The organism is Tenacibaculum sediminilitoris (assembly GCF_964513795.1).
Lineage (GTDB): Bacteria > Bacteroidota > Bacteroidia > Flavobacteriales > Flavobacteriaceae > Polaribacter > Polaribacter sediminilitoris.
Genome location: NZ_CAZEQR010000011.1, coordinates 17,565 through 42,275 on the forward strand (window position 1 = coordinate 17,565; position 24,711 = coordinate 42,275).

The 24,711-nt window shown below is 30.7% G+C and carries 18 protein-coding genes; 7 read left to right on the top strand and 11 right to left on the bottom strand.

The genetic code is table 11. The features are described 5' to 3' along the window. Window positions 1–44: 44 nt before the first annotated feature. Window positions 45–1,439 carry a tRNA uridine-5-carboxymethylaminomethyl(34) synthesis GTPase MnmE gene (gene mnmE, locus ACKTSW_RS03895; protein ID WP_408023963.1) on the bottom strand — a complete coding sequence of 465 codons (1,395 nt, stop codon included), beginning with the start codon at window positions 1,437–1,439 and terminating at the stop codon, window positions 45–47. A gap of 105 nt (window positions 1,440–1,544) precedes the next feature. On the opposite strand from mnmE, the gene ACKTSW_RS03900 reads away from it, so the two are divergent. After that, entirely contained in the window at window positions 1,545–1,880 is a 336-nt protein-coding gene (locus tag ACKTSW_RS03900) for a DUF4870 domain-containing protein (protein ID WP_408023964.1), read from the top strand. 118 nt (window positions 1,881–1,998) lie between these two features. Here the strand turns inward: ACKTSW_RS03900 and ACKTSW_RS03905 are convergent, their stop codons facing one another. The 3 genes from ACKTSW_RS03905 to miaE all read right to left on the bottom strand — a co-directional run bounded on the left by ACKTSW_RS03905 (window position 1,999) and on the right by miaE (window position 3,513). Then, window positions 1,999–2,430, bottom strand: a complete 432-nt coding sequence (locus ACKTSW_RS03905; protein WP_408023965.1) for a CAP domain-containing protein — start codon at window positions 2,428–2,430, stop codon at window positions 1,999–2,001. A gap of 64 nt (window positions 2,431–2,494) precedes the next feature. Beyond that, complete coding sequence (locus ACKTSW_RS03910; RefSeq protein ID WP_408023966.1) at window positions 2,495–2,932, bottom strand: DUF4268 domain-containing protein; 438 nt, start codon at window positions 2,930–2,932, stop codon at window positions 2,495–2,497. Continuing rightward, window positions 2,932–3,513: a tRNA-(ms[2]io[6]A)-hydroxylase gene (miaE, locus tag ACKTSW_RS03915; protein WP_408023967.1), complete on the bottom strand. Its 582-nt coding sequence runs from the start codon at window positions 3,511–3,513 to the stop codon at window positions 2,932–2,934. Before miaE ends, ACKTSW_RS03910 begins: the two co-directional genes overlap by 1 nt. 248 nt (window positions 3,514–3,761) lie before the next feature. Between miaE and ACKTSW_RS03920 the strand changes: the two genes are divergently transcribed. From ACKTSW_RS03920 to ACKTSW_RS03930, 3 genes are all read left to right on the top strand, one after another. After that, the gene (locus tag ACKTSW_RS03920; RefSeq protein WP_408023968.1) at window positions 3,762–9,281 is read left to right on the top strand and encodes an alpha-2-macroglobulin family protein; all 5,520 of its coding nucleotides are present in this window, start codon (window positions 3,762–3,764) and stop codon (window positions 9,279–9,281) included. Window positions 9,282–9,419: 138 nt separating this feature from the next. Then, the gene (locus tag ACKTSW_RS03925; protein WP_408023969.1) at window positions 9,420–10,733 is read left to right on the top strand and encodes a DEAD/DEAH box helicase; all 1,314 of its coding nucleotides are present in this window, start codon (window positions 9,420–9,422) and stop codon (window positions 10,731–10,733) included. Between the two features lie 213 nt (window positions 10,734–10,946). Further along, on the top strand, window positions 10,947–11,456 hold the full coding sequence (locus ACKTSW_RS03930; RefSeq protein ID WP_408023970.1) for a hypothetical protein: 510 nt from the start codon (window positions 10,947–10,949) through the stop codon (window positions 11,454–11,456). A gap of 4 nt (window positions 11,457–11,460) precedes the next feature. Here the strand turns inward: ACKTSW_RS03930 and ACKTSW_RS03935 are convergent, their stop codons facing one another. Continuing rightward, window positions 11,461–12,408 carry a tRNA dihydrouridine synthase gene (locus ACKTSW_RS03935; protein WP_408023971.1) on the bottom strand — a complete coding sequence of 316 codons (948 nt, stop codon included), beginning with the start codon at window positions 12,406–12,408 and terminating at the stop codon, window positions 11,461–11,463. A gap of 133 nt (window positions 12,409–12,541) precedes the next feature. Here ACKTSW_RS03935 and pbpC point away from each other — a divergent pair, with 133 nt between their 5' ends. Next, window positions 12,542–14,845 (top strand): penicillin-binding protein 1C, encoded by a 2,304-nt coding sequence (gene pbpC / locus ACKTSW_RS03940; protein WP_408023972.1) that lies wholly within the window; start codon window positions 12,542–12,544, stop codon window positions 14,843–14,845. A 59-nt stretch (window positions 14,846–14,904) separates the two neighbouring features. Beyond that, the gene (locus tag ACKTSW_RS03945) at window positions 14,905–16,728 is read left to right on the top strand and encodes a cation:proton antiporter (protein ID WP_408023974.1); all 1,824 of its coding nucleotides are present in this window, start codon (window positions 14,905–14,907) and stop codon (window positions 16,726–16,728) included. Here ACKTSW_RS03945 and dnaX read toward each other — a convergent pair. Beyond that, window positions 16,717–18,414, bottom strand: coding sequence for a DNA polymerase III subunit gamma/tau (dnaX, locus tag ACKTSW_RS03950; protein ID WP_408023975.1), 1,698 nt, complete (start codon window positions 18,412–18,414; stop codon window positions 16,717–16,719). The two genes, ACKTSW_RS03945 and dnaX, sit on opposite strands and share 12 nt — an antisense overlap. Window positions 18,415–18,559: 145 nt before the next feature. Here dnaX and msrA point away from each other — a divergent pair, with 145 nt between their 5' ends. After that, window positions 18,560–19,219 (top strand): peptide-methionine (S)-S-oxide reductase MsrA, encoded by a 660-nt coding sequence (gene msrA / locus ACKTSW_RS03955; protein ID WP_408023976.1) that lies wholly within the window; start codon window positions 18,560–18,562, stop codon window positions 19,217–19,219. A gap of 69 nt (window positions 19,220–19,288) precedes the next feature. Here msrA and ACKTSW_RS03960 read toward each other — a convergent pair whose 3' ends face one another. The 5 genes from ACKTSW_RS03960 to purB all read right to left on the bottom strand — a co-directional run bounded on the left by ACKTSW_RS03960 (window position 19,289) and on the right by purB (window position 24,542). Then, on the bottom strand, window positions 19,289–21,550 hold the full coding sequence (locus tag ACKTSW_RS03960; RefSeq protein ID WP_408023977.1) for a TonB-dependent receptor: 2,262 nt from the start codon (window positions 21,548–21,550) through the stop codon (window positions 19,289–19,291). A gap of 50 nt (window positions 21,551–21,600) precedes the next feature. After that, window positions 21,601–21,924, bottom strand: coding sequence for a hypothetical protein (locus tag ACKTSW_RS03965; protein ID WP_408023978.1), 324 nt, complete (start codon window positions 21,922–21,924; stop codon window positions 21,601–21,603). Between the two features lie 76 nt (window positions 21,925–22,000). Beyond that, window positions 22,001–22,780 carry a TerC family protein gene (locus tag ACKTSW_RS03970; RefSeq protein ID WP_408023979.1) on the bottom strand — a complete coding sequence of 260 codons (780 nt, stop codon included), beginning with the start codon at window positions 22,778–22,780 and terminating at the stop codon, window positions 22,001–22,003. 2 nt (window positions 22,781–22,782) lie between these two features. Beyond that, a complete protein-coding gene (locus ACKTSW_RS03975; RefSeq protein ID WP_408023980.1) occupies window positions 22,783–23,199 on the bottom strand; it encodes a hypothetical protein in 417 nt (138 codons plus the stop codon). Beyond that, entirely contained in the window at window positions 23,199–24,542 is a 1,344-nt protein-coding gene (gene purB / locus ACKTSW_RS03980) for an adenylosuccinate lyase (RefSeq protein WP_408023981.1), read from the bottom strand. Before purB ends, ACKTSW_RS03975 begins: the two co-directional genes overlap by 1 nt. Window positions 24,543–24,711 lie beyond the last annotated feature (169 nt).

Consider the following 24,711-nt stretch of genomic DNA (forward strand, 5'->3'; position numbering starts at 1 on the left):
GAATAGTAAAAATCATTTATGATAGATTTATAAGAATGTAAGGCTTACTTCCCGATACAGAAATTTCCAAAAATGTGACCTAAAATATCTTTATCAACATCATATTCACCAGTAATATTTCCTAAATGTCGTAAACACTCACGAATATCAATAGCAAATAAATCAGAAGAAATATCTAACTCAATACCACTCTTAACTGAGTTAATACTTTCTAAAGCTAAAGTAAGTGCTTCAAAATGACGAGAGTTGGTAACAATAGTTTCGTTATTGCTTAAAGCACCAGTATTAACTAGTGAAATAAGCTCTTGTTTTAATTCATCAACCCCTATGTTTTGTTTAGCAGAAAGCATAATTAAATTTTCAATTTCTGATTGTAAGATTGAAGATTCGTGACAAGACAACGTGTCGGTTTTATTAGCAATAACTAATAAGCGTTTATTAGGAAAGCGTCTTTTTATAGTTTCAATTTCCTCTAAAAACAACTCTTTTGAATGTATGTATTTATTAGAGTCAATTAAGAAAATAATTAGTTGTGCTTTTTCAGCTTTTTCATACGCTTTTTTAATACCTATGTTTTCAATAACGTCTTTGGTTTCTCTAATTCCAGCAGTATCAATAAAACGAAAAACAACACCATCAATAATTAGCTCGTCTTCAATGGCATCACGAGTTGTACCAGCAATATCAGATACAATAGCTTTTTCTTCATTAAGCAAAGCATTTAATAACGTAGATTTACCAACGTTTGGTTCACCAATAATAGCAACAGGAATACCATTTTTCATGGCATTACCAAATCCAAAAGAATCTATTAATCGCTTTAAAACGGCTGATATTTTAGCTACTAATTCTTTAAACTTTGTTCTGTCGGCAAATTCAACGTCTTCACCAGAAAAATCAAGTTCTAATTCAATCAATGCAGCAAAATCTAACAATTGAGCACGTAACTCTTTCAATTCATTGGTTATTCCACCACGCATTTGTTGAATTGCCATTTGATGAGAAGCCGCAGAATTTGAAGCAATCACATCGGCAACGGCTTCCGCTTGCGATAAATCCATTTTACCATTTAAAAAAGCACGCATAGTAAATTCACCATTGTCAGCCATTCTACAACCATTTTGTAAAAATAGTTGAATGATTTCTTGTTGAATAAAACTTGAACCATGGCACGAAATTTCAACTATATTTTCACCTGTATAAGAGTGTGGATTTTTAAAAATAGATACTAAAACTTGATCAACGGTCACTCCATTATTAACAATATGCCCTAAATGTAGGGTATGCGACTTTTGCTGTACTAGTGATTTGTTTTTTTTAATTGAATTAAAAAACGAATCTACTATTTCAATAGATTTTTCTCCAGATAATCTTATAACAGCAATTGCTCCCACACCAGCAGGAGTTGCTAAAGCAATAATGGTATCATTTTGAATCATACTGCAAATATACACAGTAAAATAAAGTAATAAATACTCAAAAAAACAGATTGTAACAAAATATAAATAACAGCGTCTATATAATATAACCAACATTTGTATAATATGAAAAGAAATAGTCAATTATTAGCGTTAACACATCTAAGTCAATTATTAGATTTCGTAACAGGTATCGGAGGTTTAATTGTTCCTTTAATTATTTGGATTGTGAAAAAAGATGAAGTATTAGATATGGATGAACACGGACGATCAATAATCAACTTTAGAATTACTATGTTTTTGTATTTATTGATTTGTATTCCATTAGTATTACTGTTTGGACTTGGTTTTTTAGGTATGTTGGTAATTGGGGGTTTTTATCTAATTTTTCCAATTATTAATGCTATTAAAGCTAGTAATAATGAACAACCCATATACCCATTTAGTATAAAGTTTATTTAAAAATAATAACAGAAATATAATTATTTGAATTAAAAAACCAGCTTATAAAGTTGGTTTTTATATTTATAAAACAAATAGTGAAAAGCAAAAGAATAAGGCACACAATAAATAAATTACATTATTTACGAATAAAAATGTTAGTATAATACCAAGAACCGTTTTTATTCTTTTTAGCCGTTAAATTAAAATGAGAATAATTTCCTTCAATATTTTTTCTATGTCCTTCACTGTTTAACCACCCATTCACAACAGCCTCAGCAGATGAATAACCACTGGCAACATTTTCTGCAATGGTCATGGCGTTTGCTTTATTTTTTAAATAATCAGCACGTTGATTAAAGTTATCATGTGATATTTTTCCTTGAGCAATCATATAATCAGTATGCTCGTCTGTTTGCGATTTTATTATTTCAAGGATTTCGAACTCTAATAACTCTTTACTTTTTCTATGTTGATTAATCAATTTTAAAATCTCAATTTCATAATCAGAGTTAGAAGTCGAGGTTAATGTATCAAGGTTGTCAGAATTTGATGAGCACGAAATGTACATGCTACAAAATAAAACGAATATTAATTTTAAGGGAGAGGAGTTCATAATATATTAAAATTAAAAATTAAATGGCTTGTTTAATAAAATCTTCATACTCATAAAAAAATAGTTCAAACTGCGTCATGGTATCAACAAAAAACTCATAACAATCACGCCATGTATTTTTATTGTGAATACTAAACTGTTTATCAAAAGGAACATAAATGCGCCTAATAATTTTATGACTTTCTAATTCAAAACAATCATCATAAATAACCTTTGGGAGGTACTCTGATTCTACTATTTTTTTTAATGAAATTAGTTGGTCATATAATAACTCGTTGGCTATTTCTTCAGGGTGCTCAAAATCTAAGCATACTAATGCTTTTTTTCGATCAGCCTTAAACTTGAACGATACCCCTTTGATTTTAGTATTATATAACAACCATTTTTTTGGAAAAGACTTTCCAAAGCTAGTCCAAAACTCTTTGCGCAAACGGGCAGATTCTTCTTTACTAAACACTATCCGTGAACTTTTGCTGTTTTACCTCTTTCTCGCATCATTTTTGCCTCAAAAGCTAGTAAATTTTCCCATTTTTCATCAACAATATCGCGATTCATATACTCACGAGCATACTTTAAAAATAAGGTGTAGTGATTTGCTTCAGAAACCATTAAATCTAAATAAAATTTAGATAATTTTTCGTCTTCCATATTATCAGCAAAAACTTTAAAACGTTCACAGCTACGAGCCTCAATCAAAGCAGCTACTAAAAGTCTGTGTATTAAAGCTTCTGTTCTGTTTTTTGTATGCGGAAAGAATTTTTGCAGTTTTAAGGCATAATCATTCTTGGTACCTTGACCTAAAACCATACCTCGCTCTACCATAATATTATGTACCATTCTAAAATGTTCCATTTCTTCTATGGCAATATCACTCATGTCTTTAACTAATGCTGTTTCTTCAGAGTAGTTGATAATAATTGAAACAGCATTTGAAGCCGCTTTTTGTTCTGCAAAAGCATGGTCTGTTAATAATTGTTCTAAACCATTTTTGGCAACTTCAACCCATGAGGTTTCGGTATCGAATTGTAATCCAAGCATACTATATAATTGAGAGCGTAAAAGTAAAAATATAAGTGCTAATAGTGTAATAAATAATTTAAAAATAGTTAGCTTTGTTGTTAAAAGCTATTGAAAATACAGAATAACATTCTCAAAAGTTACTGAAAAAATTAATTCTGTACAAATTATAATTTAATCACTACAAATTCTAAATAACTAGTCTTTAAAAAATATTTTGAATTAGTTTTAAAAAAAATACAAAAAAAACAAACTTAACTTCCTAAAAAATGAGAACACGTTTACTAAAAAAGTTGATAAAAAATATTAGCTTTATTGCATTAATATTTTTTGTGTTTACTATAAATTCATGTAAAAAGGCATCAATTAAAGAAAGCAATATTAATGAGTTTAGTGAATATATTAGTGTTTTCCCCGATAAATTAATCTCAGTAACTCCAAATTTAAAATTTGTATTAAAAAAGAAAGTAACAACAAATTTTGATGCAAATGAACTAATAACTACAAAACCAGTAATCAAAGGAGAAGTTGTTTATAACAACAATGAACTAATTTTTGTACCTACTGAAAAGCTAAAAAGCAATCAAGAATACCTCATAACACTTCATTTATCAAAATTATACCAGGATATTGATAAAGATTTAGAAAGCTTATCAATCAAAGTAAAAACCAAAGAATTGTTATTTAATGTTTCTTTACAATCTCCAAATATTTATAATAAAAACTTATATACTGTTGAAGGAGAATTGATGGCAAGTGATGTTATAGAAACAGTCAAACTATCAAGCTTAATAAGTGCTACTTATGATGGAAAAACAAAACCCATAAAATTTAGTACTGTAGGTAAGGTAAGTACTAAGGTTTATTTTAAAATAGACAGTATACAACGATTTGAAGAGGATAAACAATTAAAAGTAGTGTGGACTGGAGTACCAGTTCAATCAGTGTCTAAAGGAAGTAGAGAAGTTACTATTACTGGAAAAAATAACTTTAAAGTATTGGATATTGAAGTTTTAGATACTGATAAGCAGCATATTGAAATAAGTTTTTCAGACCCAATACAAAAATCACAAAACTTAAAAGGACTTATTCAATTTCTAAACACTCAAAAAAGAGAGTTTACTTATAAAGTAAATAATAATAAAATTATTGTTTATCCAAAATCATCATTTAAGAAGAAAGTAGATATAGAAATATTTAAAGGAATAAAAAGTTCAGAAGGGTATGTTTTAAAAGAAAATATCATAAAAACTGTATATTTTGAAGAATTAAAACCTTCAGTTAAGTTTATAAAAAGCGGATCAATACTTCCAAACTCTAACAATTTAAAAATAAACTTTAGTGCAGTAAACCTAAAAGCAGTTGATGCCACAATTTATAAGGTTTATAAAGATAATGTACTGCAATTTTTACAGTATAATAATTTAAGTAATCAAGGAGATTTACGTTATGTGGGACGTCCTACAGCTAAGTATACAGTAAATCTTAGTAACCAAGGTTTAGACTTAAGTAAAGAAAATGCTTTTGCAATAGATTTAAAAGATATTGTAAAGGTAGAAACTGGAGCTATGTACAGGGTTGAACTTTCATTTAATAAAGATTATTCAAACTATAAATGTGATGGCAGTGTTTTTACTAAAACGATAATTTTTGGTAAAAAAGAAATCGATACTAAAAATTATGATGACCCTAACTATTATGAAAGGTATTATAGAGAATATAGATGGAGAGATAGAGAAAACCCTTGTACAACTTCATACTACTACAATAAAAATATTAGTACCAATATTTTAGCTACAAATATTGGTGTTATTGTTAAAAAAGGAAACAATAATAAAATAGTAGTAGCAGTTACGGATATACTTACCACCGACGTTATTCAAGGCGCTAAAGTAACTTTATACAACTTACAAAAACAACCAATTACATCAGCAGCTACCAATAAAGAAGGAGTTGTTTCTTTTTCTGATGTTACAAATGCCTTTTTTGCAGTAGTTACTAAAAACAACAACACAACGTATGTGAAGCTGAAAGATGGTGAAGCATTGTCAATGAGTAAGTTTGATGTTTCTGGAGTAAAATTACAAGAAGGAATTAAAGGATATATTTATGGAGAACGAGGAGTTTGGCGACCAGGAGATCAAATGTTTTTAACTTTTGTTTTAAATGACAATGCAAATCCAATTCCGGAAGAACACCCGATAAAGTTTGAATTAATAAACCCGCGAGGAAAAATAATTGATCGAAAGGTGCTTTCAAAGAAAGCAAACAATGTATATGCATACACTCCAAGCACAAACCCAGAAGCTATTACTGGTAATTGGAAACTACGAGTAAGTGTTGGGGGGGCTGTTTTCAATAAAACATTAAAAATTGAAACTATAAAACCTAACCGATTAAAAATTAAACTCGCTACAGATACAGAGTTCATCAAAGCAAACTCAACTATTGCTGGAGATGTAGAAGTAAAATGGCTGCATGGAGCAATAGCAAGAGGGTTGAAGTTAGATATTAACGGAAAATTCTCACAAACTAATACGGAGTTTCCAAAATTCAAAAATTATAATTTTGATGATGTTACTCGCCGATTTGGAACAGAAGAGTTTAAAGTATTGAAAGGAAACTTGAATAGCGAAGGAACCACTAAATTTTCTGTAAAGCCGAAGCTTGATAATAAAGCTCCAGGAATGTTAAAAGCAAGCTTCATAACAAAAGTATACGAAAATGGAGGAGATTTTAGTACTGATGTATTTTCTAAAAAAGTATCGCCATATACTTCGTATGTAGGAATACAAGAAGCGGAAGAACCACAATCTAAAAACTACTTATTTACAGATGAAGAATATACATTTAATGTAGCTTCAGTAAATGAAGAAGGAGTAGGAGTAGCAAATAATGTAGAAGTAGCTGTATATAAATTATCATGGCGTTGGTGGTGGAGTACCTCTGATAATGGTTTATCTAGTTATGATGGAGCTCGTTATCATGAGCCTTACAAAAAACTAAAAACAACAACAAATGTAAGCGGTAAAGGAACATTTAAATTAAAAGTAGATGAAAACGATTGGGGACGTTATTTAATTAAAGTAAAAGATTCAAAAAGTAAACATGAAAGCTCAAATGTGGTATATTTTGATTGGCCATCTTGGTATGCAAAGAAAAAAGGAAATCAAGATAAAAGCAATGCTACGATGTTGATATTTACAACCGATAAAGAGTCGTACGAAGTAGATGAAAAAGCAACAGTGAAGTTTCCATCTTCAGAAGGAGGAAAAGCATTTATTACCATTGAGAATGGAACCGAAGTATTAGATCACTTTTGGGTACCAACACAAGCACAACAAACAACGTTTAGTTTTCCTGTAAAAGCAAGTTATACACCTAATGTATTTGTAAATATATCGTTGCTACAAAAACATAGTCAAACAGTAAACGATTTACCAATTCGTATGTATGGATCAATACCAATGTTGGTAAATAATCCTGCAACAAAATTAGAGCCAAAAATTCAGTTAGCAGACGAGTTAAGACCTGAATCTACTGCAACTATTCGAGTAAAAGAGGAAAAAGGTAGGGCTATGACCTATACTATTGCATTGGTAGATGAAGGTTTGTTAGATTTAACACGTTTTATAACACCAAATCCTTGGGGAGTATTCTATGCACGCCAATCTTTAGGTGTGAAAACGTGGGATATTTTTGATGATGTTATAGGTGCTTACGGTGGAAAAGTAAATCAAATATTAAGTATTGGTGGAGATGAAGCAGAAGCAGGAAGTAAAAACCGAAAAGCCAACCGATTTAAACCAATGGTTACCTACTTAGGCCCTTTCGATTTAGAAAAGGGAGATACTAAAGAACACAAGGTTAAAATACCAAAGTATGTAGGATCTGTTCGTGCTATGGTAGTAGCTACCGATACAAAAAGAGATGCTTACGGAAGCGATGAAAAAACAGTTTTTGTACGTAAACCAGTCATGATTTTAGCATCATTACCTCGTAAACTCACTCCACAGGAAACAGTTACCTTACCAGTTACTGTGTTTGCTATGAAACCAAACATTAAAAATGTAAAAGTAACTGTACAACCAAATGAATCATATACTATTGTAGGAGATAAAACACAAACAGTTTCATTTAATCAACCAGATGAAAAAATGACGTACTTCACTTTGAAAGTGAATAATTTTAAAGGAATAGGGAAGGTTAAAATTGAAGCAAGTTCAGGAAGTGAAAAAGCATCTTATGAAGTAGAAATAGATGTATTAAATCCAAATCCTGTAACGACTGAGGTAAAAGATTTGGTGCTAAAATCGAACGAACAAGGAAGTGTCAATTTTACAAGTTTTGGTACGAAAGGAACGAATGCTGCTACCGTAGAGTTATCAACCTTACCACCGATGAACTTTACCGAACGTTTAGGATATCTAATTCGTTATCCACATGGTTGTGTTGAGCAAACTACATCAAGTGCCTTTCCACAATTATTTTTACCTGCATTATTTGAATTACCGAAAGAAAAAATAACTTCTACAGAAAGAAACATAAAAGTAGCTATTCAACGATTATCAGATTTTCAATTGACTAATGGAGGGCTTTCATACTGGCAAGGAAATAGTCGAGCTGATAGTTGGGGAACGTCGTATGCGGGTCATTTTATGGTAGAAGCCGAAAAGAAAGGATATGTGTTGCCAATTGGATTCAAATCAAAATGGATTAATTATCAAAAACAACAAGCACGTAATTGGAGAAGTAGTTCAAGCTATTATAACAATGCACTTTCTCAAGCGTATCGATTGTATACCTTGAGTTTAGCTAATAACCCAGATTTAGCCTCAATGAACCGTTTACGAGAAACTAAAGGAATATCTAATGAGGCAAACATTCGCTTAGCAAATGCGTATGCTTTGATAGGAAAGAAGGCTGTAGCACAATCTATTTTAAGAGAATTAACAACAGATACTTACACAAAACGAACGTATTCAAACTACGGTTCAGAAACACGTAACAAAGCAATGGCTTTAGAAACATACACTTTGTTAAATGAGGAAGCAAAAGCAATACAATTAGCTAAAAAAATAGCAGAAAATTTGTCGAGCGACCGTTGGATGAGCACACAAACTACAGCTTATAGTTTGTTAGCAATGAGTCAATACGCTTTAAAAAATGGAGGTAACGATGGAATCAATACTAGTTATATTTTTAATAAGGTTTCTGGTGAAGCAAGTACAACAAAATCATTATCAGTAAAAGATATGGTTGCGCTACAGCAAGAAAACTCACTAAGTATAACTAATAAAAATAATGGAGTTTTATATGTACGTCTGCTAAATAAAGGTATTTTACCTGTGGGTGAAGAAAAAGTATTCCAAAAGAATTTAGAAACGACTATCACGTATAAAACAAAAGACGGTATGCGAATTCAGTCAGATAACTTATCACAAGGAACCAATTTTGTAGCAGAAGTTACAGTGAAGAATCCTACGAATGAAACCGTTCAAAATATAGCATTAACACAATATATTCCTTCAGGATGGGAGATTGTAAATACTCGTTTTACTAATTTCGGGAACAATACAACATCTTCAAAAGTTGATTATACAGATATACGTGATGCAAGTATTAGCCACTATTTTACCTTAAAAAAACACGAAACTAAAACGTTTAGAGTATTACTAAATGCTTCATATTTAGGAGAGTATTATTTGCCAGGAGTACAAGTAGAAGCGATGTATGATAACGATTACATAGCACGTACGAAAGGTGAGTGGATTAAAGTAGTGAAATAGTTTATAAATAATTAAATGAAATAAATAAAGCTTACTGAAATCAGTAAGCTTTATTTATTTCTAAAATACTTAATCTTTCCTTGTGTAAGACTACCTATCTTTGCCCATCAATATAAAATTCATAGATATAAAAAGATTATGGTAAATACAGTTAAAACACAAGAAGATATTTTAGCAAAGCTAAATATTTATGAATTAAATGAAATGCAACAAAAAGCCATTTCAACTATTGATAAAACAACCAATACAGTAATATTATCACCTACTGGTACAGGTAAAACATTAGGATTTTTATTACCAACATTAAAATTAATAGACCCTAATAATAAAGAAATTCAGGTTTTAATTTTAGTACCCTCAAGAGAATTGGCTATTCAAATAGAACAGGTGATTCGTGAAATGGGAACAGGTTTAAAAGTGAATGCTGTATATGGTGGACGTTCAATGGCAAAAGATAAAATTGAATTAAAACATACACCCAGTATATTAATAGGCACACCTGGTAGAATCTCTGATCATTTTGCTAACGAGCGTTTTTCTAAAGAAAGTATTAAGACCTTGATTTTAGATGAGTTTGATAAATCGTTAGAAGTTGGATTTGAGTACGAAATGCGCGGAATTATTAATCAATTACCAAATATTAATAAACGTATTTTAACTTCAGCAACTCAAGAAGCGGAAGTTCCAGATTTTGTACGTTTAAATAACCCTACCGTATTAAATTATTTAACAGATAAAAAACCAAAGAAACTAACTTTAAAAACTGTTGTGTCGTCATCGAAAAATAAAAACCAAACCTTAGTTGATTTATTGCATCATATAGGAAATGAACAAGGTATTATTTTTTGTAATTTAAAAGATAGTATTGCTAATGTAAGCGAGTTTTTAACGAAGAACAAAATAGCACACAGTTGTTTTTCTGGTGGAATGGAACAAAGAGATCGCGAGCGTTCTTTAATAAAGTTTAGAAACGGAACAAGTAAAGTATTGTTAGCTACTGATTTAGCTGGAAGAGGAATTGATATTCCGGAAATGAAATACATTATTCACTACGAATTACCCCAACGGTTAGAAGAATTTACGCATAGAAATGGGCGAACAGCAAGGGTAAACGCTAAAGGAACGGCTTATGTTTTAAAATGGCAAAAAGAAAACCTTCCAGAATTTCTTAAAAACATACCCAATGCCGATATTTCTCAGAAGCAAAAATTAAAACCTGATTATTGGGAGACGTTATTTATTTCTGGAGGAAGAAAAGACAAAATATCTAAAGGAGATATAGCAGGTTTATTCTTTAAAAAAGGAAATCTAACAAATGATCAAGTAGGAGTTATTGAGTTAAAACAAGATTGTGCTTTTATTTCAGTTCCTATAACTGAGTCAAAAAGGTTATTAGAAGAGTTAAATAATACACGTCTAAAAAACAAGAAAGTACGTATTAGTATTGTATAGATATTATTATATATGAATGAGAAAAAAAACTATTGAAAGTTATTATTTATACTAGTTTCTGGAATATTATTTGGTAATATTTCGAATGTATTTAAAGATAAAAACATAGCATATACTTTTTGTCTTTCTTTAATAGGTATTACCCTAGGCTTTTTATGTTATTATTTAACAAAAAAGAAAAAAAAGTTTATTAAAATTATTTCGTTAATTTTTTTGATAATAGTTCCTTTAGGAATTATCATTTTCAATAGTGAAAATGAATTTAATAAAGAATGGATAAATCAATCGATAAACTCAGTTGAGTTTTCATCACCTAATAAATTAAAGTTAATATCCTCAAATTTATCAAAAGAACTTATAGAATATTATGATAAATTAGAAATATATAGCGATAACCAAAATGATAAATCAATATTTCTTTATTCTATAGAACTAAAAGAAGAAAATATAGATTTACAAAACTATTATGAACAATATTTAGATAATTTTAAAGCAAAAATACCTAATTTAAATACTATTGAAGTAACAGAAAAGAAAATAAGTGATAACAATATTTCTATAAGGTTTAATTTTCTTACAAATAAAAAAGTATTAAACGGTTTCTGTCGTATTTCTAAAGAGCGTAAAAACTTAAATATGTTCTGGTTAATTCCTTTTTATAAAAGTTATTCAAAAGAGTATATAGATAAGTTTGATAATAAAATTGTAGAAGCTACTAATTAATGCTTTATCTCTCTCCACTCAAAATCTCCTTAACAGCAATTTGATACTTCTTTGGGTTTCCAGCTTTTTTAATTTTTTTATACGTTTTGCGAGGATCGAGAAAAGACTGAGAAAAATATTCCCAAAAACCTAACATCTTCATTTTTATAGGTGTTGGTCCTGATAAGGCAGCATCGTACTGTTGATATATTTCATCATGAAACTCTCTAAATATTTTCCATCGGTCTTTTGGATATTCAGTAGTGTTATCTTTAATCATTTGTGGTAAAAAAGGATCAGCAATTAAACCACGCCCAATCATAAAATGTGTAATACTAGGAAAACGTTCTTTCATAGCTTTAAAACCTGCTACCGTAGTAATATCACCATTATAATATAGTTGATGTTTAGCTACATCTATACACTTCTGAAAAGCATCTAAATCAACACCTCCTTTGTATAATTGTTTTCCAATTCTGGCATGAATAGCCACATTTTTTAACGGGTATTTATCTAAAATAGGAAAAGTGTGTAGTATTTCTTCACTATTTTCATAACCCATTCTCATTTTCATAGAAACCAAAATATCGGTTTCATTATGTGCTCTATGTAGTATCTCATCAATTCGAGCAGGGTTACAAATTAAACCAGAGCCCATACCCGATTTGGTTACCATAGGGTAGGGGCACCCTAAATTCCAATTCAACTCTTTATACCCTAAACTCTGCACATATTTAGCTACAAATAAAAACTCTTCAGCATCATTGGTTATAACTTGAGGAATAACCGTTAAAGTAGTGTTGTTTTCAGGTAATAAATCACGTTCGTAACTCGACTTTATTTTAAATTTACCGTTCAATCGAATATAAGGAGCATAAAATGTATCAATACCTCCAAAATATTTTTGTTGAGCATTTCTAAATCGAAAATCAGTGAACCCTTGTAGAGGTGAAGAAAGTAAGGTAAAACTCATAACTTGTATTAAGTTGCAAATATAACAGACTTATCGACTAAATGTTTGCTATAAACTTTATACTTTTGAGATATATAAGTTGTCTATGAAAATTGTTTTTAACTTTTTAAAACAGCATAAAATTAAAGTTATCATGATAAGTGTTTTTATGGTAGCTTATTATTTCTGTTTACCTAAAAACCTATTCGACAATCCAACATCAACAGTAGTTACTGCAAAAAATAATGAGTTATTAGGAGCAGTGATAGCTGATGATGGACAATGGAGGTTTCCTGAATTAGATACTGTACCTAAAAAGTTTGAACAATGCATTTTACAGTTTGAAGATGCTTATTTCTATAATCATTTCGGATTCAATCCTATTTCGATAGGAAAAGCAATGATAGAAAACATAAAAGCTAAAAAAGTAGTACGAGGAGGTAGTACACTTACACAACAAGTAATACGTTTATCAAGAAAAAATAAAAAACGTTCGTACTTTGAAAAATTTCAAGAGCTAATATTAGCGACCCGGTTAGAACTTCGTCATTCCAAAAAAGAAATTTTAAAGCTATATGCTTCTCATGCACCATTTGGAGGGAATGTAGTAGGCCTTGAAATGGCTTCGTGGCGTTATTTTGGTTTACAACCCCATCAATTATCATGGGCAGAAACAGCTACCCTAGCTGTATTACCAAACGCACCTTCGCTAATTTACCCAGGGAAAAATCAACAAAAACTTAAAAATAAAAGAAATAGGTTGTTACAAAAGCTATATAAAGAAGGAGTTATTGACAGAATAACTTATGATTTAGCGATTGAAGAAGAATTACCACAAAAACCATATTTATTACCTGAAATAGCATCTCATTTTGTGCAAGAGATAGCCATGAATAAAAAAGGAAAACGAGTAAAAAGTTCCATAGATATTCATTTACAAAAGCAAGTAAACAATTTAGTAAAACAACATTATTTACGTCAAAAGCAAAATGAAGTATATAACATGGCGGTATTGGTTTTAGATGTTAAAACAAGAAAAGTACTGTCTTATGTAGGAAACAGCCCTACCGATAAAGCACATCAAAAAGATGTGAATAATATCATTGCTCCTAGAAGTACAGGAAGTACTTTGAAACCTTTTTTATATGCACAAATGCTACAATCGGGAGATTTACTACCTACTCAATTAGTAGCTGATATCCCCACAGAAATAGCAGGCTATTCTCCAAAAAACTTCAATTTAACTTTTGACGGAGCTGTTCCTGCAAATGAAGCACTTACACGTTCATTAAATATTCCTTTTGTTCGGATGTTAAAATATTACGGATTGGAAAAATTTAGAGAAGATTTAAAAGCATACCATATCAAACACATTAATAAATCAGCAGATTATTATGGACTCTCATTGATTTTAGGAGGAGCAGAAACAAGTTTATGGGATCTATGCAAAACTTTTGCAGGCTATGCAGGAATTGTAAATCACTATGAGGAATTAAAACATAATTATTACCAAAGAGAGTTTGTTGAACCACATTTTTTATTTGATACAGTTTCAAATTTTGGAGAAATTCAAAAAAACTATACTACAATTGATGCAGGAACAGCTTTTTTAACCTTAAATACACTTATAGAAGTAAATAGACCTTATACCGATCAAGCATGGAAGTATTATGACTCATCTCAAACAATAGCATGGAAAACAGGTACAAGTTTTGGAAATAAAGATGCTTGGTCAATTGGAGTTACACCAAAATATGTAGTAGGAGTATGGGTAGGTAATTCAGATGGAGAAGGTCGACCAAACCTAACAGGAGTAGGAAGTGCCTCCCCGTTGATGTTTAATGTTTTTGATATTTTACCAAAATCAAATTGGTTTTTAGAACCTTATGAAAACCTCACTGAAGTTTCTATTTGTGATAAAAGTGGGTTTTTAGCTAAAACTATTTGTCCTTCAATAACTAAAAGAGTTCAAAAAAATGCAATGAAAGCTAAATCATGTATGTATCACAAACAAATAGTAGTCGATAAAGATGAAAGGTTTAGAGTAAATTCAAACTGTGAATCAATTGCTAATACAGTCACAAAAGCATGGTTTATATTGCCTCCATTAATGGCATATTACTATCAACAAAACAATGCAGATTATAAACCATTACCTAAGTATAGAGCAGATTGCCACCGTTTAGAAAATAATACGATGGATTTTGTTTTTCCTACTAAATATGTTTCAAAAATATCATTAACAAGAGGAATAAACAATGAATTTAACCCTATAATTCTAACACTAAAACATGCTAATGCAGAAGCTAATGTTTATTGGTATTTAGATAAAAAATTTGTAGGAAAAACACAGCAGTATCACGAACAAGCAATCATCCCAAAACAAGGAACTCATACAATTACAGTAATAGATGATTTAGGTAATGAGCTAAAGAGAGTCATCGAAGTAAAAAATTAAATAAAATGTAAAAGCAGTTTAATTAAAAGCTGTATTTTTAGTCTTTTTAAAAATAAACTATGTTAGAACTAGCAGGGATAATTATACTTGGAATTTTAGCGCAATGGGTAGCTTGGAGATTTAAAATTCCAGCAATTTTACCTTTAATTTTAATAGGATTACTAGTAGGTCCTATTGCAGCAGAATTTTTTAATGAAGATGGAAGTAAATGGATAGAACCAGTATGGAATGGAGAAAAAGGGTTATTTCCAGGAGAAGGATTGTATTATTTTGTTTCCTTATCAATTAGTATCATTCTTTTTGAAGGAGGATTAACTTTACGAAGAGGAGAAATAAAAAATATAGGTCCTGTTATTACAAAACTAATAACCTTAGGTTCTGCAGTAACTTTTTTTGGAGGAGCTATAGTTGCTCACTACGTGTTTGGGTTAAACTGGGAACTTTCATTTTTGTTTTCAGGCTTAATTATTGTTACAGGACCAACAGTAATAACACCAATTCTTAGAAATATACCACTAAAAAAAGATGTCTCAGCTGTTTTAAAATGGGAAGGAATTTTAATAGACCCTATTGGAGCTTTGGTGGCAGTACTTGTTTTTGAATTTATTAGTGTAGGTGGAGGGGCAGGTTTTACAGGAACTGCTTTATTAGAATTCTTAAAAATAATCCTTTTTGGAACAACCTTCGGATTTACTTTTGCACACGCTTTAATTTTTATAATTAATAAAAAATGGGTACCTCATTACTTGTTAAATGTAGTTTCATTATCTACCGTTTTACTTGTTTTTGTTGAGTCAGAATTATTTGCTCATGAATCAGGATTACTGGCTGTTGTAGTAATGGGAATGGTATTAGGAAACAGTAAATTAAAAAACTTAAAAGAAATTTTATACTTTAAAGAATCATTAAGTGTTTTATTAATTTCGATTTTATTTATTCTACTATCAGCAAATATTGACTTTAAGGAATTAATGTTGTTATATGAATGGAAAACTCTGCTTTTATTCGGGTTAATCGTGTTTTTAATACGCCCGTTAGCAGTATTTTTAAGTACTTCTAAATCTAATTTAAAAACAAATGAAAAATTATTTATCAGTTGGGTTGGTCCTAGAGGTATAGTAGCTGCGGGTATTGCTTCTTTATTTGGAAGTAAGTTATTAAAACAAGGAATTGAAGGAGCTGAATATATTACTCCTTTAGTTTTTATGGTAGTATTAGGTACCGTTTTGCTAAATGCTACCACAGCTAGGCTATTTGCAAAATTAGTAGGAGTATTTTTGGAGCGTTCAAATGCTATAATGATTGTCGGAGCGTCAGATATTGCTAGGTTAATAGCTAAATATTTAAAAGATAATAAAAGAAGGGTTGTATTAATTGATTCCAATATTGAAAATATAGAAAAAGCAAAACAAGAAGGTTTGGAGTCGTTTGAAGTTAATATATATGATGATGAATTAACTGACAATATAGAATTAAATGATGTAGGATACTTAATTGCAATGACAGGTAGTGATTCAATTAACAAGTTTGTAATTTCTAATTTTTCGTCAGTTTTTGGTGAGCAAGGAGCTTATCGTTTAGCTACTTCTCAAGAAGTAATAACTAAAGATTATGAAGATGAGGGGCATTTGTTTACTATAGAAGATGATTATATTAACTTAGTAGAAGCCGTAAGAGAATTTCCTGAAATACATGAAACAGGAATTAATTCTATAGACGATTATCAAAACAAAATAGAAGAGATTCATGAAGAGCAAAAATCTATTCCTATTTTTGTTAAAAGTCAAAACAATGAAATTTTATTAATTTCAGAATTTGAGAAGAGTGCAAAGAAAATAGAAGATTGGAAATTAATTTATGTAGGAAAGAATTTAAACATCTAACCCAAACGTATTTTTTAATTTTTCTATTAACGGATTTTTTTCTTTTAGTTTATCATACTTTTCTTGAGGAGTATAGGCAAACTTTTTTTCTACAGTTTCATTCACAATAACATTGATTTGAATACCATAGTTGTTTAGTTTTTCACGTAAAAAAAGTAATAATTTAGGCTTCCCTTTTTCAAGTTGAGATTTCATTAAGTCATTAGGTAATGAAAAAATAATAGTAAAATCTTCCTGTAATTTAGGGTCATCAGAAGCTAAAATAGCAGCAATACTTCGCTCACCAAAATTTTGTAGTTGGAAGTAATATTTTTTCCAAACATCTTTTAAATCATCTTGAGTAAAAGGAGTTCTAGGATGGTTATCATAATTTTCTTCTACTTCTATGCTACTTTTTACCTCTTTCTTTTGATGTAAACTTTTTAAAGATAAAGCAGAAGTACGTCGCTTAATATTCTTTAAAACGGGTTTGGGAGGAGCTTCTTTTGTAACCGTAGCTATTGGTACAGGTTCGGCTTTTTTAGGAGTTTTAGTAACCGTAGGTTTTACCTCAGTTTTTTGAACTGAAGGAGATAAAGCTGTGAAGAAAGTAGCAGGAATTATGTAGTTGCTAGATTTTTTTTTTGCTCCATCAAAAGTGATAGAGGCAATTTGCATTAGAGTAAGTTCTACCAATAATCGTTGGTTTTTACTGCCTCGGTATTTTAAGTCGCAATCGTTTGCCTTATCTATGGCAGGGAGTAAAAACTGCATACTAGCTTTAGAAGCTTGCTCTAAGTACTTTTTCTTAGTATTGTCTCCAACTTCTAGTAAAGCTATCGTAGCTTGGTCTTTTGCAACTAACAAATCTCTAAAGTGAGAAGCCAAACCATTTATAAAATGATGTCCCTCAAAACCTTTTCCTAACACATCATTAAATGCCATTAAGACTTCTGGAATTTTATTCTGAAGTAATAAATCAGTAATGTTAAAATACACATCGTAGTCTAACACATTTAAGTTTTGAGTAACAGCCTCACGTGTTAAATTGTTTCCAGAGAAACTAACAACTCTATCAAAAATAGAAAGTGCATCACGCATTGCTCCATCAGCTTTTTGTGCAATTACATGTAACGCATCATCTTCAGCAGTAATGTTTTCTTTTGCACAAATTGTTTTTAAATACTCTTTAGCATCTAAAACACCAATACGTTTAAAATCAAAAATCTGACAACGAGATAATATCGTTGGTATAATTTTATGTTTTTCAGTCGTAGCTAAAATAAAAATAGCATGTGCAGGTGGTTCTTCTAAGGTCTTTAAAAAAGCATTAAAAGCAGCTTGTGAAAGCATGTGAACCTCATCAATAATATAAACCTTATATTTTCCTGTTTGAGGCGGAATACGAACCTGATCGGTTAAATTACGAATATCATCAACCGAGTTGTTAGAAGCGGCATCTAATTCAAAAATATTAAAAGCAAAATCTTCATCATCAGTAGTTGCATCTTCCTGGTTAATACGTTTCGCCAAGATACGAGCACACGATGTTTTACCAACCCCACGAGGTCCTGTAAACAGTAAAGCTTGTGCTAAGTGGTTGTTTTGTATAGCATTTTCTAACGTATTGGTAATGGCTTGTTGCCCTACCACATCCTCAAAATTTTGAGGACGATATTTACGTGCCGATACTATAAAATGTTCCATTAAAATCTACTGTTTACTTGAACAAAAATAAAAAACACTGTGGCAACACGCAAACAAATTTCTTAAGGAAATATTAAAGTTGTAAACAATTGTAAAAATAACATTCTTTGTACGACCAAGTAACATATAAAACAAGATTCATGATATGAAAGTATTTAAGTTTGTAATAGCATTTATAGTAATTATTTTATTGACAACTTTATTGAGTTTTTCATCAAAAAAAGAAAAAGTGCAGAAAGGGAGAGTAGAAGAAGTACTTTTTGAAACAAAAGTAGCTTACTTTGCAAGTGGTTGTTTTTGGTGTGTAGAAGCAATTTTTGAAAGTGTGAATGGAGTAGAGGAAGCTGTATCAGGATATGCTGGAGGAGATACTGAAAACCCAACTTATAAAACAATAGGAACAGGTCGTACAGGACATGCAGAGTCGGTAGCAGTATATTATAATCCGAAAAAAGTTAGTTTTCAAACGCTAGTAACGGTGTTCTTTGGTTCACACGATCCAACCACTAAAAATGGACAACACCCAGATTATGGTTCGCAGTATCGTTCAATAGCGTTTTATAAAACACAAGATGAAAAGCAGATAATAGAAAATACTATTAAAGGATTAAATGAAGATGTGTATCAAGGGAAAATAGTTACGGAGGTTAAAAAGATGGAGAAGTTTTTTCCTGCGGAAGAGTATCATCAAAACTATGAGCGTTTACATCCAGAGAATCCATACGTGCAAAAAGTATCAATTCCTCGATTAAATCGATTTAAACGTAAGTTTCCAGAATTGCTTAAAAAAAGAAAAGACGGGTAACTTTATTAAGTTAAAGTTTGTTTATATATAATAACTCCCCAGTAACGCTGTTGCTGGGGAGTTGCTTGTTTATAAGGTAAAACTTATTCCTAAAACAATATTTCTACCAGAGTTAAGAATATTATCAGGTTTTAATCTAGATAAGTGATTTATATACTTCTTATCAAAAAGATTATTGAAGGTTAAAGATGTAGTAAATGTGTATTTACTAATTATAATATCACCACCAATACCTAAATTAACTAAGTTATATGCAGGTGTAGCCGTTTCAAATTCGCTAACATTATCTTGCTTAAAAAATGAATGTAAGCTCACAGAAGCATATCCATTTGGTAACCACCTTTCATTTGAAAATTCAGTTCTAAGTGTGTTTTTCAAGGTATTTGTAGGTATTAGCGGTAAATAGTTTCCGTTATCTTGTTTACCAATTACCGTTTCAAAACTACTTTCTAAGTGTAACCAGTCTAGAGGATGAGGGTGTAAGTGGAAACCAAACTCACCACCATACAATTTTGCATCTTCTTGTAAATATGTATAAACAGGTGCATCATCTTCAATTTCACCAGTTGGAGATAAATAAATGTAACTATTTAATTTATTAAAAAAACCATTGGCAAATAACTCGAAGTGTTCAGTGTTATAATCTAAAGAAAGATCAAACTGTAAGTTTTTCTCGTTAAGGAGGTTGTTGTTACCAACTTCAAAACGATTTGTACCGTGATGTACTCCATTAGAGGTTAATTCAGCAAGGTTTGGAGCTCTAAATCCACTCGCAATATTTAAACGGGTTGTTACAGTATTAAAAATCTTAGTTTTAGCACCAAGAGAAGCTGTAAAACTATTAAAAGATTTATCAATTGCTTCAAAAATATGTATTTCATCTTCATGTGCTATTTCATGCCTTTCTGTGGTAATTGCTCTATTATCATAACGTATACCAGCTTGTAAAGAAGTATAATCATTCAGGTCATAGTTTGCTGTAGTAAATACACCAAAATCTTTTACAGTAGCGTTCGGAATTAACAATTCTTCACCAAAATTAGTATTGGTTTGGTGTAGTCCTTGTACACCTACTAAAACTTCAAATTTTCCAAATTTAGGAAGATGATACTTTGTGTTATAACTAAACGTTTTAAGTTTCATATCTGAGGCAGCTTCACCTTCTTCATGTTCTTCGTGTTCTTCTTCAGTTTCTTCTTCTTCATGCTCCTCATGTTCTTCAAACTCTTTACGATTATTGATAGTATACCCTAAATCGATGTCTAATTTTGAATTTTTAAAGAAAACATGGTTGTGTAAGCTTATGATATGATTATCGATATCTTGATAAGGAGTCTCGAAATGTGTTTCTTTCGTTTGTTCTCCAATACCTTCTGTTAATCCTAGCTTAGAATTGTTGAAGTTATAGCGTAATTCAGTAGAAAAATTATTTTCATGAAAACCTACACCTAATTTTAAATCTTTTTCTCTAAAACGAGTATTAGTAACTCTATAACTAGGAGTTTTGTAGTCTGCGTGTTGTGCATAAGTTCCTCTGGCTAATAATTGCCAATTTTTTAAAGAAGATGTTAAGCCTATCGAAGTGTTGGTTCCTAAAGTATTACTAAAATAACGCTGATTAAGGTTAAGTTTTGTAGTGTTTTTTGGAGCAAATCTTTCTGGTTGAATATATAGCACACCTCCTAAAGCGTCTGAACCGTATAAAAGTGAGGCAGGCCCTTTAATAACCTCTATACCAGCAATACCTGCATCATTAATACCTAAACCGTGTTCTCCACCAAATTGTTGGTTTTCTAATCGAATACCTTGCGTATATACTAAAACTCTGTTGCCACTTAAACCTCTAATAACGGGTTTTCCAATAGAGGGTCCTGTTGAGACTTGTGAAACTCCTGCAATGTTTGTAATTCCTTCCGCTAATGTTGTAGCTCCTATTTTTTGAATGGCTCTAGCCGAAAGTCGTTCAACTTTCATTACATTCTCAGATTGTAACTTATTAAAAGGAGTTGAGATGATTACTTCATCAATTTTAAAAATAGATTCTTCCAACTCTAGATTAAAAGTAATGTTTTCATTATTAAAATAAAACTCTTTTGAAACACTTTTAAAACCTAAAAAGGTAAAGTTAAAAGATATTTTTCCATTAGGAATATTTTGTAAAATATATGACCCGTTTTCATTTGTTACGGTTCCTTTATGTAATTGTTCAGAATATATTTCTACTCCTAAAAGTGGTTGGTTATCAATGTCTGTTATTTTTCCTGATAAGCTGTTTTGTGCATATATCGCAGATACTCCTATGAATAATAGGAAATTTATAAATTTCTTCATTAAAATGAATTTTACTGTTAATGATGTTTTTTGTTAATTTTTAAACAATACTATGATACAGTAAAACATGGGGGTGCTCTAGAAGATTTTTTATCAGCATATACAAAAGAGATTAACTGTGGTTGAGTTTTATAATCTAATTTGTAATAGTGTTGTGGTATAACTGCAAAATATTCAGCAGTTTGATAAGTAAATACGTTAAATTGATAGTGAGCTAAAGAACAATCAAGCTCTTGTGCATGGAAATGATGTTCATTTGTTGAAGAACAAAATGTGTGCTCGTGATTTTGAAATAAGTGTATTGTTAAAACTACTGTTGGTAACAGTAGAACTAATACACTTAGTAGGGCAATATGTTTTTTGAGTTGAATCACTAAACACAAAAGTATAAAAAATAAAACCTAATAGAAATTTACTATCAGGTTTTATTTTTATGGTCTTAATGTTTTCTTAACGGTTTTTTGAATTACCTCTTATTTTCATGTTTAACATTTCAACACCTAAAGAAAAAGCAATGGCAAAATACAGGTAACCTTTAGGAATAGCTCCTACTGATTGTTCGAAGATTATTGTATGAGATAAATGAGCCCCTTCGGTAATTAACATAAAACCTATTAAAATTAAAAAAGACAGTGCTAGCATTTGAATAGTTGGGTGCTGGTTTACAAAATTACTAACAGGCGTAGCAAATATCATCATAATTAAAATAGAGATAATAACTGCGATAATCATTATTATTAAAGCTCCTTCAACACCATTGGTCATCCCCACAGCGGTTAAAACCGAGTCGAAAGAAAAAACAATATCTATTAAAACGATTTGTATAATAACATTTGATAAAGTAACTCTTTTTTTAGGTTTTTCAGTAGGGTTTTCTTCTTCTTTACCTTCAACTTTATGGTGTATCTCACGTGTACTTTTGTACAATAGAAAAATACCACCAGCAAATAAAATTAAACTCTGACCTGTAATTCCTGTTTTAAACCAAGACAAATCAATGTTCCATATAGGGTCTTTCATGCCTATTAAGTAAGAAACTCCTAAAAGTAATAGGATTCTGAAAATCATGGCTAAAATAAGACCAATTCTTGTAGCTTTTTGTTGCTGTTCTTTAGGTAGTTTATTAGCAGAAATTGATATAAATATAATATTGTCAATACCTAAAACAACTTCTAAAAAAGTAAGTGTTAAAAGTGCTACCCAAGTATCTGCTTGTAAAAATATATCCATAGTTATTTTATTTTATAAACGGTTCCTTTTTGTGTGAATTTAGAGTAACCAATTCTAGCTGAAAAATTATATGAACTATCGGTTACTTTGGTTATTTGAACAAATATAGGGTCTTTATCTAAATCAGTTTTCGGATTTTTCATTCGTAACGTATATGCAAAGTTATTTTTCCATTTGATGTAGAGTGTATCTATATGTTGTATCTCTTTTTCAGTAACTAAGCTGTCAGTTGAAATACTTACTTTTTTAGTGTATTCTTCTATTTGTAAGCTATCTTTTCTTACAATAGTTGTTTTTCCGTAGTTATCTCCTGCAGGAATTTCAAATGTTCCGTGAACAAAACGTGTAGGGTCTCCTTTTTTCTCTGGGGTACATGCAATAGCTAAAAATAACACTAAAAAAGTAAGTAAATATCTCATTATATACCGGTATAATTAGAAGGTGTAATTTGTTTTAATTCATTTTTAATCGTTTCTGAAACCTCTAAAGTATCAATAAAGTTAGCGATAGAATTTTTGTTTATTTTTTCGTTGGTACGTGTTAATCCTTTTAAAGCTTCATACGGATTAGGATATGCTTCACGGCGTAAAATTGTTTGAATAGCTTCAGCAACTACTGCCCAATTATTTTCTAAATCTTCAGCAAATTTTGCTTCATTCAACAATAACTTGTTCAAACCTTTTAAAGTAGAAGCAAAACCAATTAACGTATGTCCAAAAGGAACTCCAACATTACGTAATACTGTACTATCGGTTAAATCACGTTGTAATCTTGAAACAGGTAATTTGGCAGCTAAATGCTCAAAAATAGCATTAGCAATTCCTAGGTTTCCTTCAGAGTTTTCAAAATCAATCGGATTTACTTTGTGAGGCATTGCAGATGAACCTACTTCACCTTTCTTAATTTTTTGTTTGAAGTAGTCGTTAGAAACATATGTCCAAACATCACGATCTAAATCGATTAAAATAGTATTTACACGTTTTAATCCGTCACATAAAGCTGCCATGTGATCGTAGTGCTCAATTTGCGTAGTAGGGAAGGAGTGGTGTAGCCCTAATACTTCTTCAACGAAATGAGATCCGAAGTTTTTCCAGTCGATATCTGGATAGGCTACTTTGTGTGCATTGTAATTACCTGTAGCACCACCAAATTTAGCAGCGTGTGGTGTATGTTGTATGTGAATAACTTGATTGTTAATACGCTCTACAAACACAAAAAACTCTTTTCCTAAACGGGTAGGAGAGGCTGGTTGCCCGTGAGTTCTTGCTAACATTGGTACGTTTTCCCATTCTTCTGATACATCAGCTAATTTGCAAACTAAGGTATCTAAAGTTGGGTAGTATACTTCTTCCATCGCATCTTTGATAGATAATGGAATAGCAGTGTTGTTAATATCTTGAGACGTTAATCCGAAATGGATAAACTCTTTATAGGTATTCAAGCTTAGCTTGTCAAACTTTTCTTTAATAAAGTACTCAACAGCTTTTACATCGTGATTGGTAACGCTTTCAATTTCTTTGATTTTTAGCGCATCTTCAGCAGAAAATTCTTCATAAATTTTACGTAAATCAGCATATAAATCTTTGTTGAAGTCTTCTAATTGAGGTAACGGAATTTCACATAAAGCAATGAAATATTCAATTTCTACTTTTACGCGATATTTAATTAAAGCTTCTTCTGAAAAATAGTTGGCTAAACTAGCAACTTTATTACGGTATCTACCATCAATAGGAGAGATGGCGTTTAATTCTGTTAAGTTCATGTTTTGTTGTTGTGTTGAAAGGCACAAAAATAGAAAATACTTCCCTTTTTTTAGAGATAAACTGAAGGAATTTTAGTACTAAAAAAAGCAATCTTATTTAGGGACAAAGAAGTATAAAATATTTTAAGAAGAAATAGAACGTTATTAAATAAAAATGAAGCCACCTCTA

Coding starts and splice junctions, on each gene's coding strand:
- mnmE (WP_408023963.1), bottom strand. CDS start 1,439: ATGATTCAAAATGATACCATTATTGCTTTAGCAACTCCTGCTGGTGTG.
- ACKTSW_RS03900 (WP_408023964.1), top strand. CDS start 1,545: ATGAAAAGAAATAGTCAATTATTAGCGTTAACACATCTAAGTCAATTA.
- ACKTSW_RS03905 (WP_408023965.1), bottom strand. CDS start 2,430: ATGTACATTTCGTGCTCATCAAATTCTGACAACCTTGATACATTAACC.
- miaE (WP_408023967.1), bottom strand. CDS start 3,513: ATGCTTGGATTACAATTCGATACCGAAACCTCATGGGTTGAAGTTGCC.
- ACKTSW_RS03920 (WP_408023968.1), top strand. CDS start 3,762: ATGAGAACACGTTTACTAAAAAAGTTGATAAAAAATATTAGCTTTATT.
- ACKTSW_RS03925 (WP_408023969.1), top strand. CDS start 9,420: ATGGTAAATACAGTTAAAACACAAGAAGATATTTTAGCAAAGCTAAAT.
- ACKTSW_RS03935 (WP_408023971.1), bottom strand. CDS start 12,408: ATGAGTTTTACCTTACTTTCTTCACCTCTACAAGGGTTCACTGATTTT.
- pbpC (WP_408023972.1), top strand. CDS start 12,542: ATGATAAGTGTTTTTATGGTAGCTTATTATTTCTGTTTACCTAAAAAC.
- ACKTSW_RS03945 (WP_408023974.1), top strand. CDS start 14,905: ATGTTAGAACTAGCAGGGATAATTATACTTGGAATTTTAGCGCAATGG.
- dnaX (WP_408023975.1), bottom strand. CDS start 18,414: ATGGAACATTTTATAGTATCGGCACGTAAATATCGTCCTCAAAATTTT.
- msrA (WP_408023976.1), top strand. CDS start 18,560: ATGAAAGTATTTAAGTTTGTAATAGCATTTATAGTAATTATTTTATTG.
- ACKTSW_RS03960 (WP_408023977.1), bottom strand. CDS start 21,550: ATGAAGAAATTTATAAATTTCCTATTATTCATAGGAGTATCTGCGATA.
- ACKTSW_RS03970 (WP_408023979.1), bottom strand. CDS start 22,780: ATGGATATATTTTTACAAGCAGATACTTGGGTAGCACTTTTAACACTT.
- ACKTSW_RS03975 (WP_408023980.1), bottom strand. CDS start 23,199: ATGAGATATTTACTTACTTTTTTAGTGTTATTTTTAGCTATTGCATGT.
- purB (WP_408023981.1), bottom strand. CDS start 24,542: ATGAACTTAACAGAATTAAACGCCATCTCTCCTATTGATGGTAGATAC.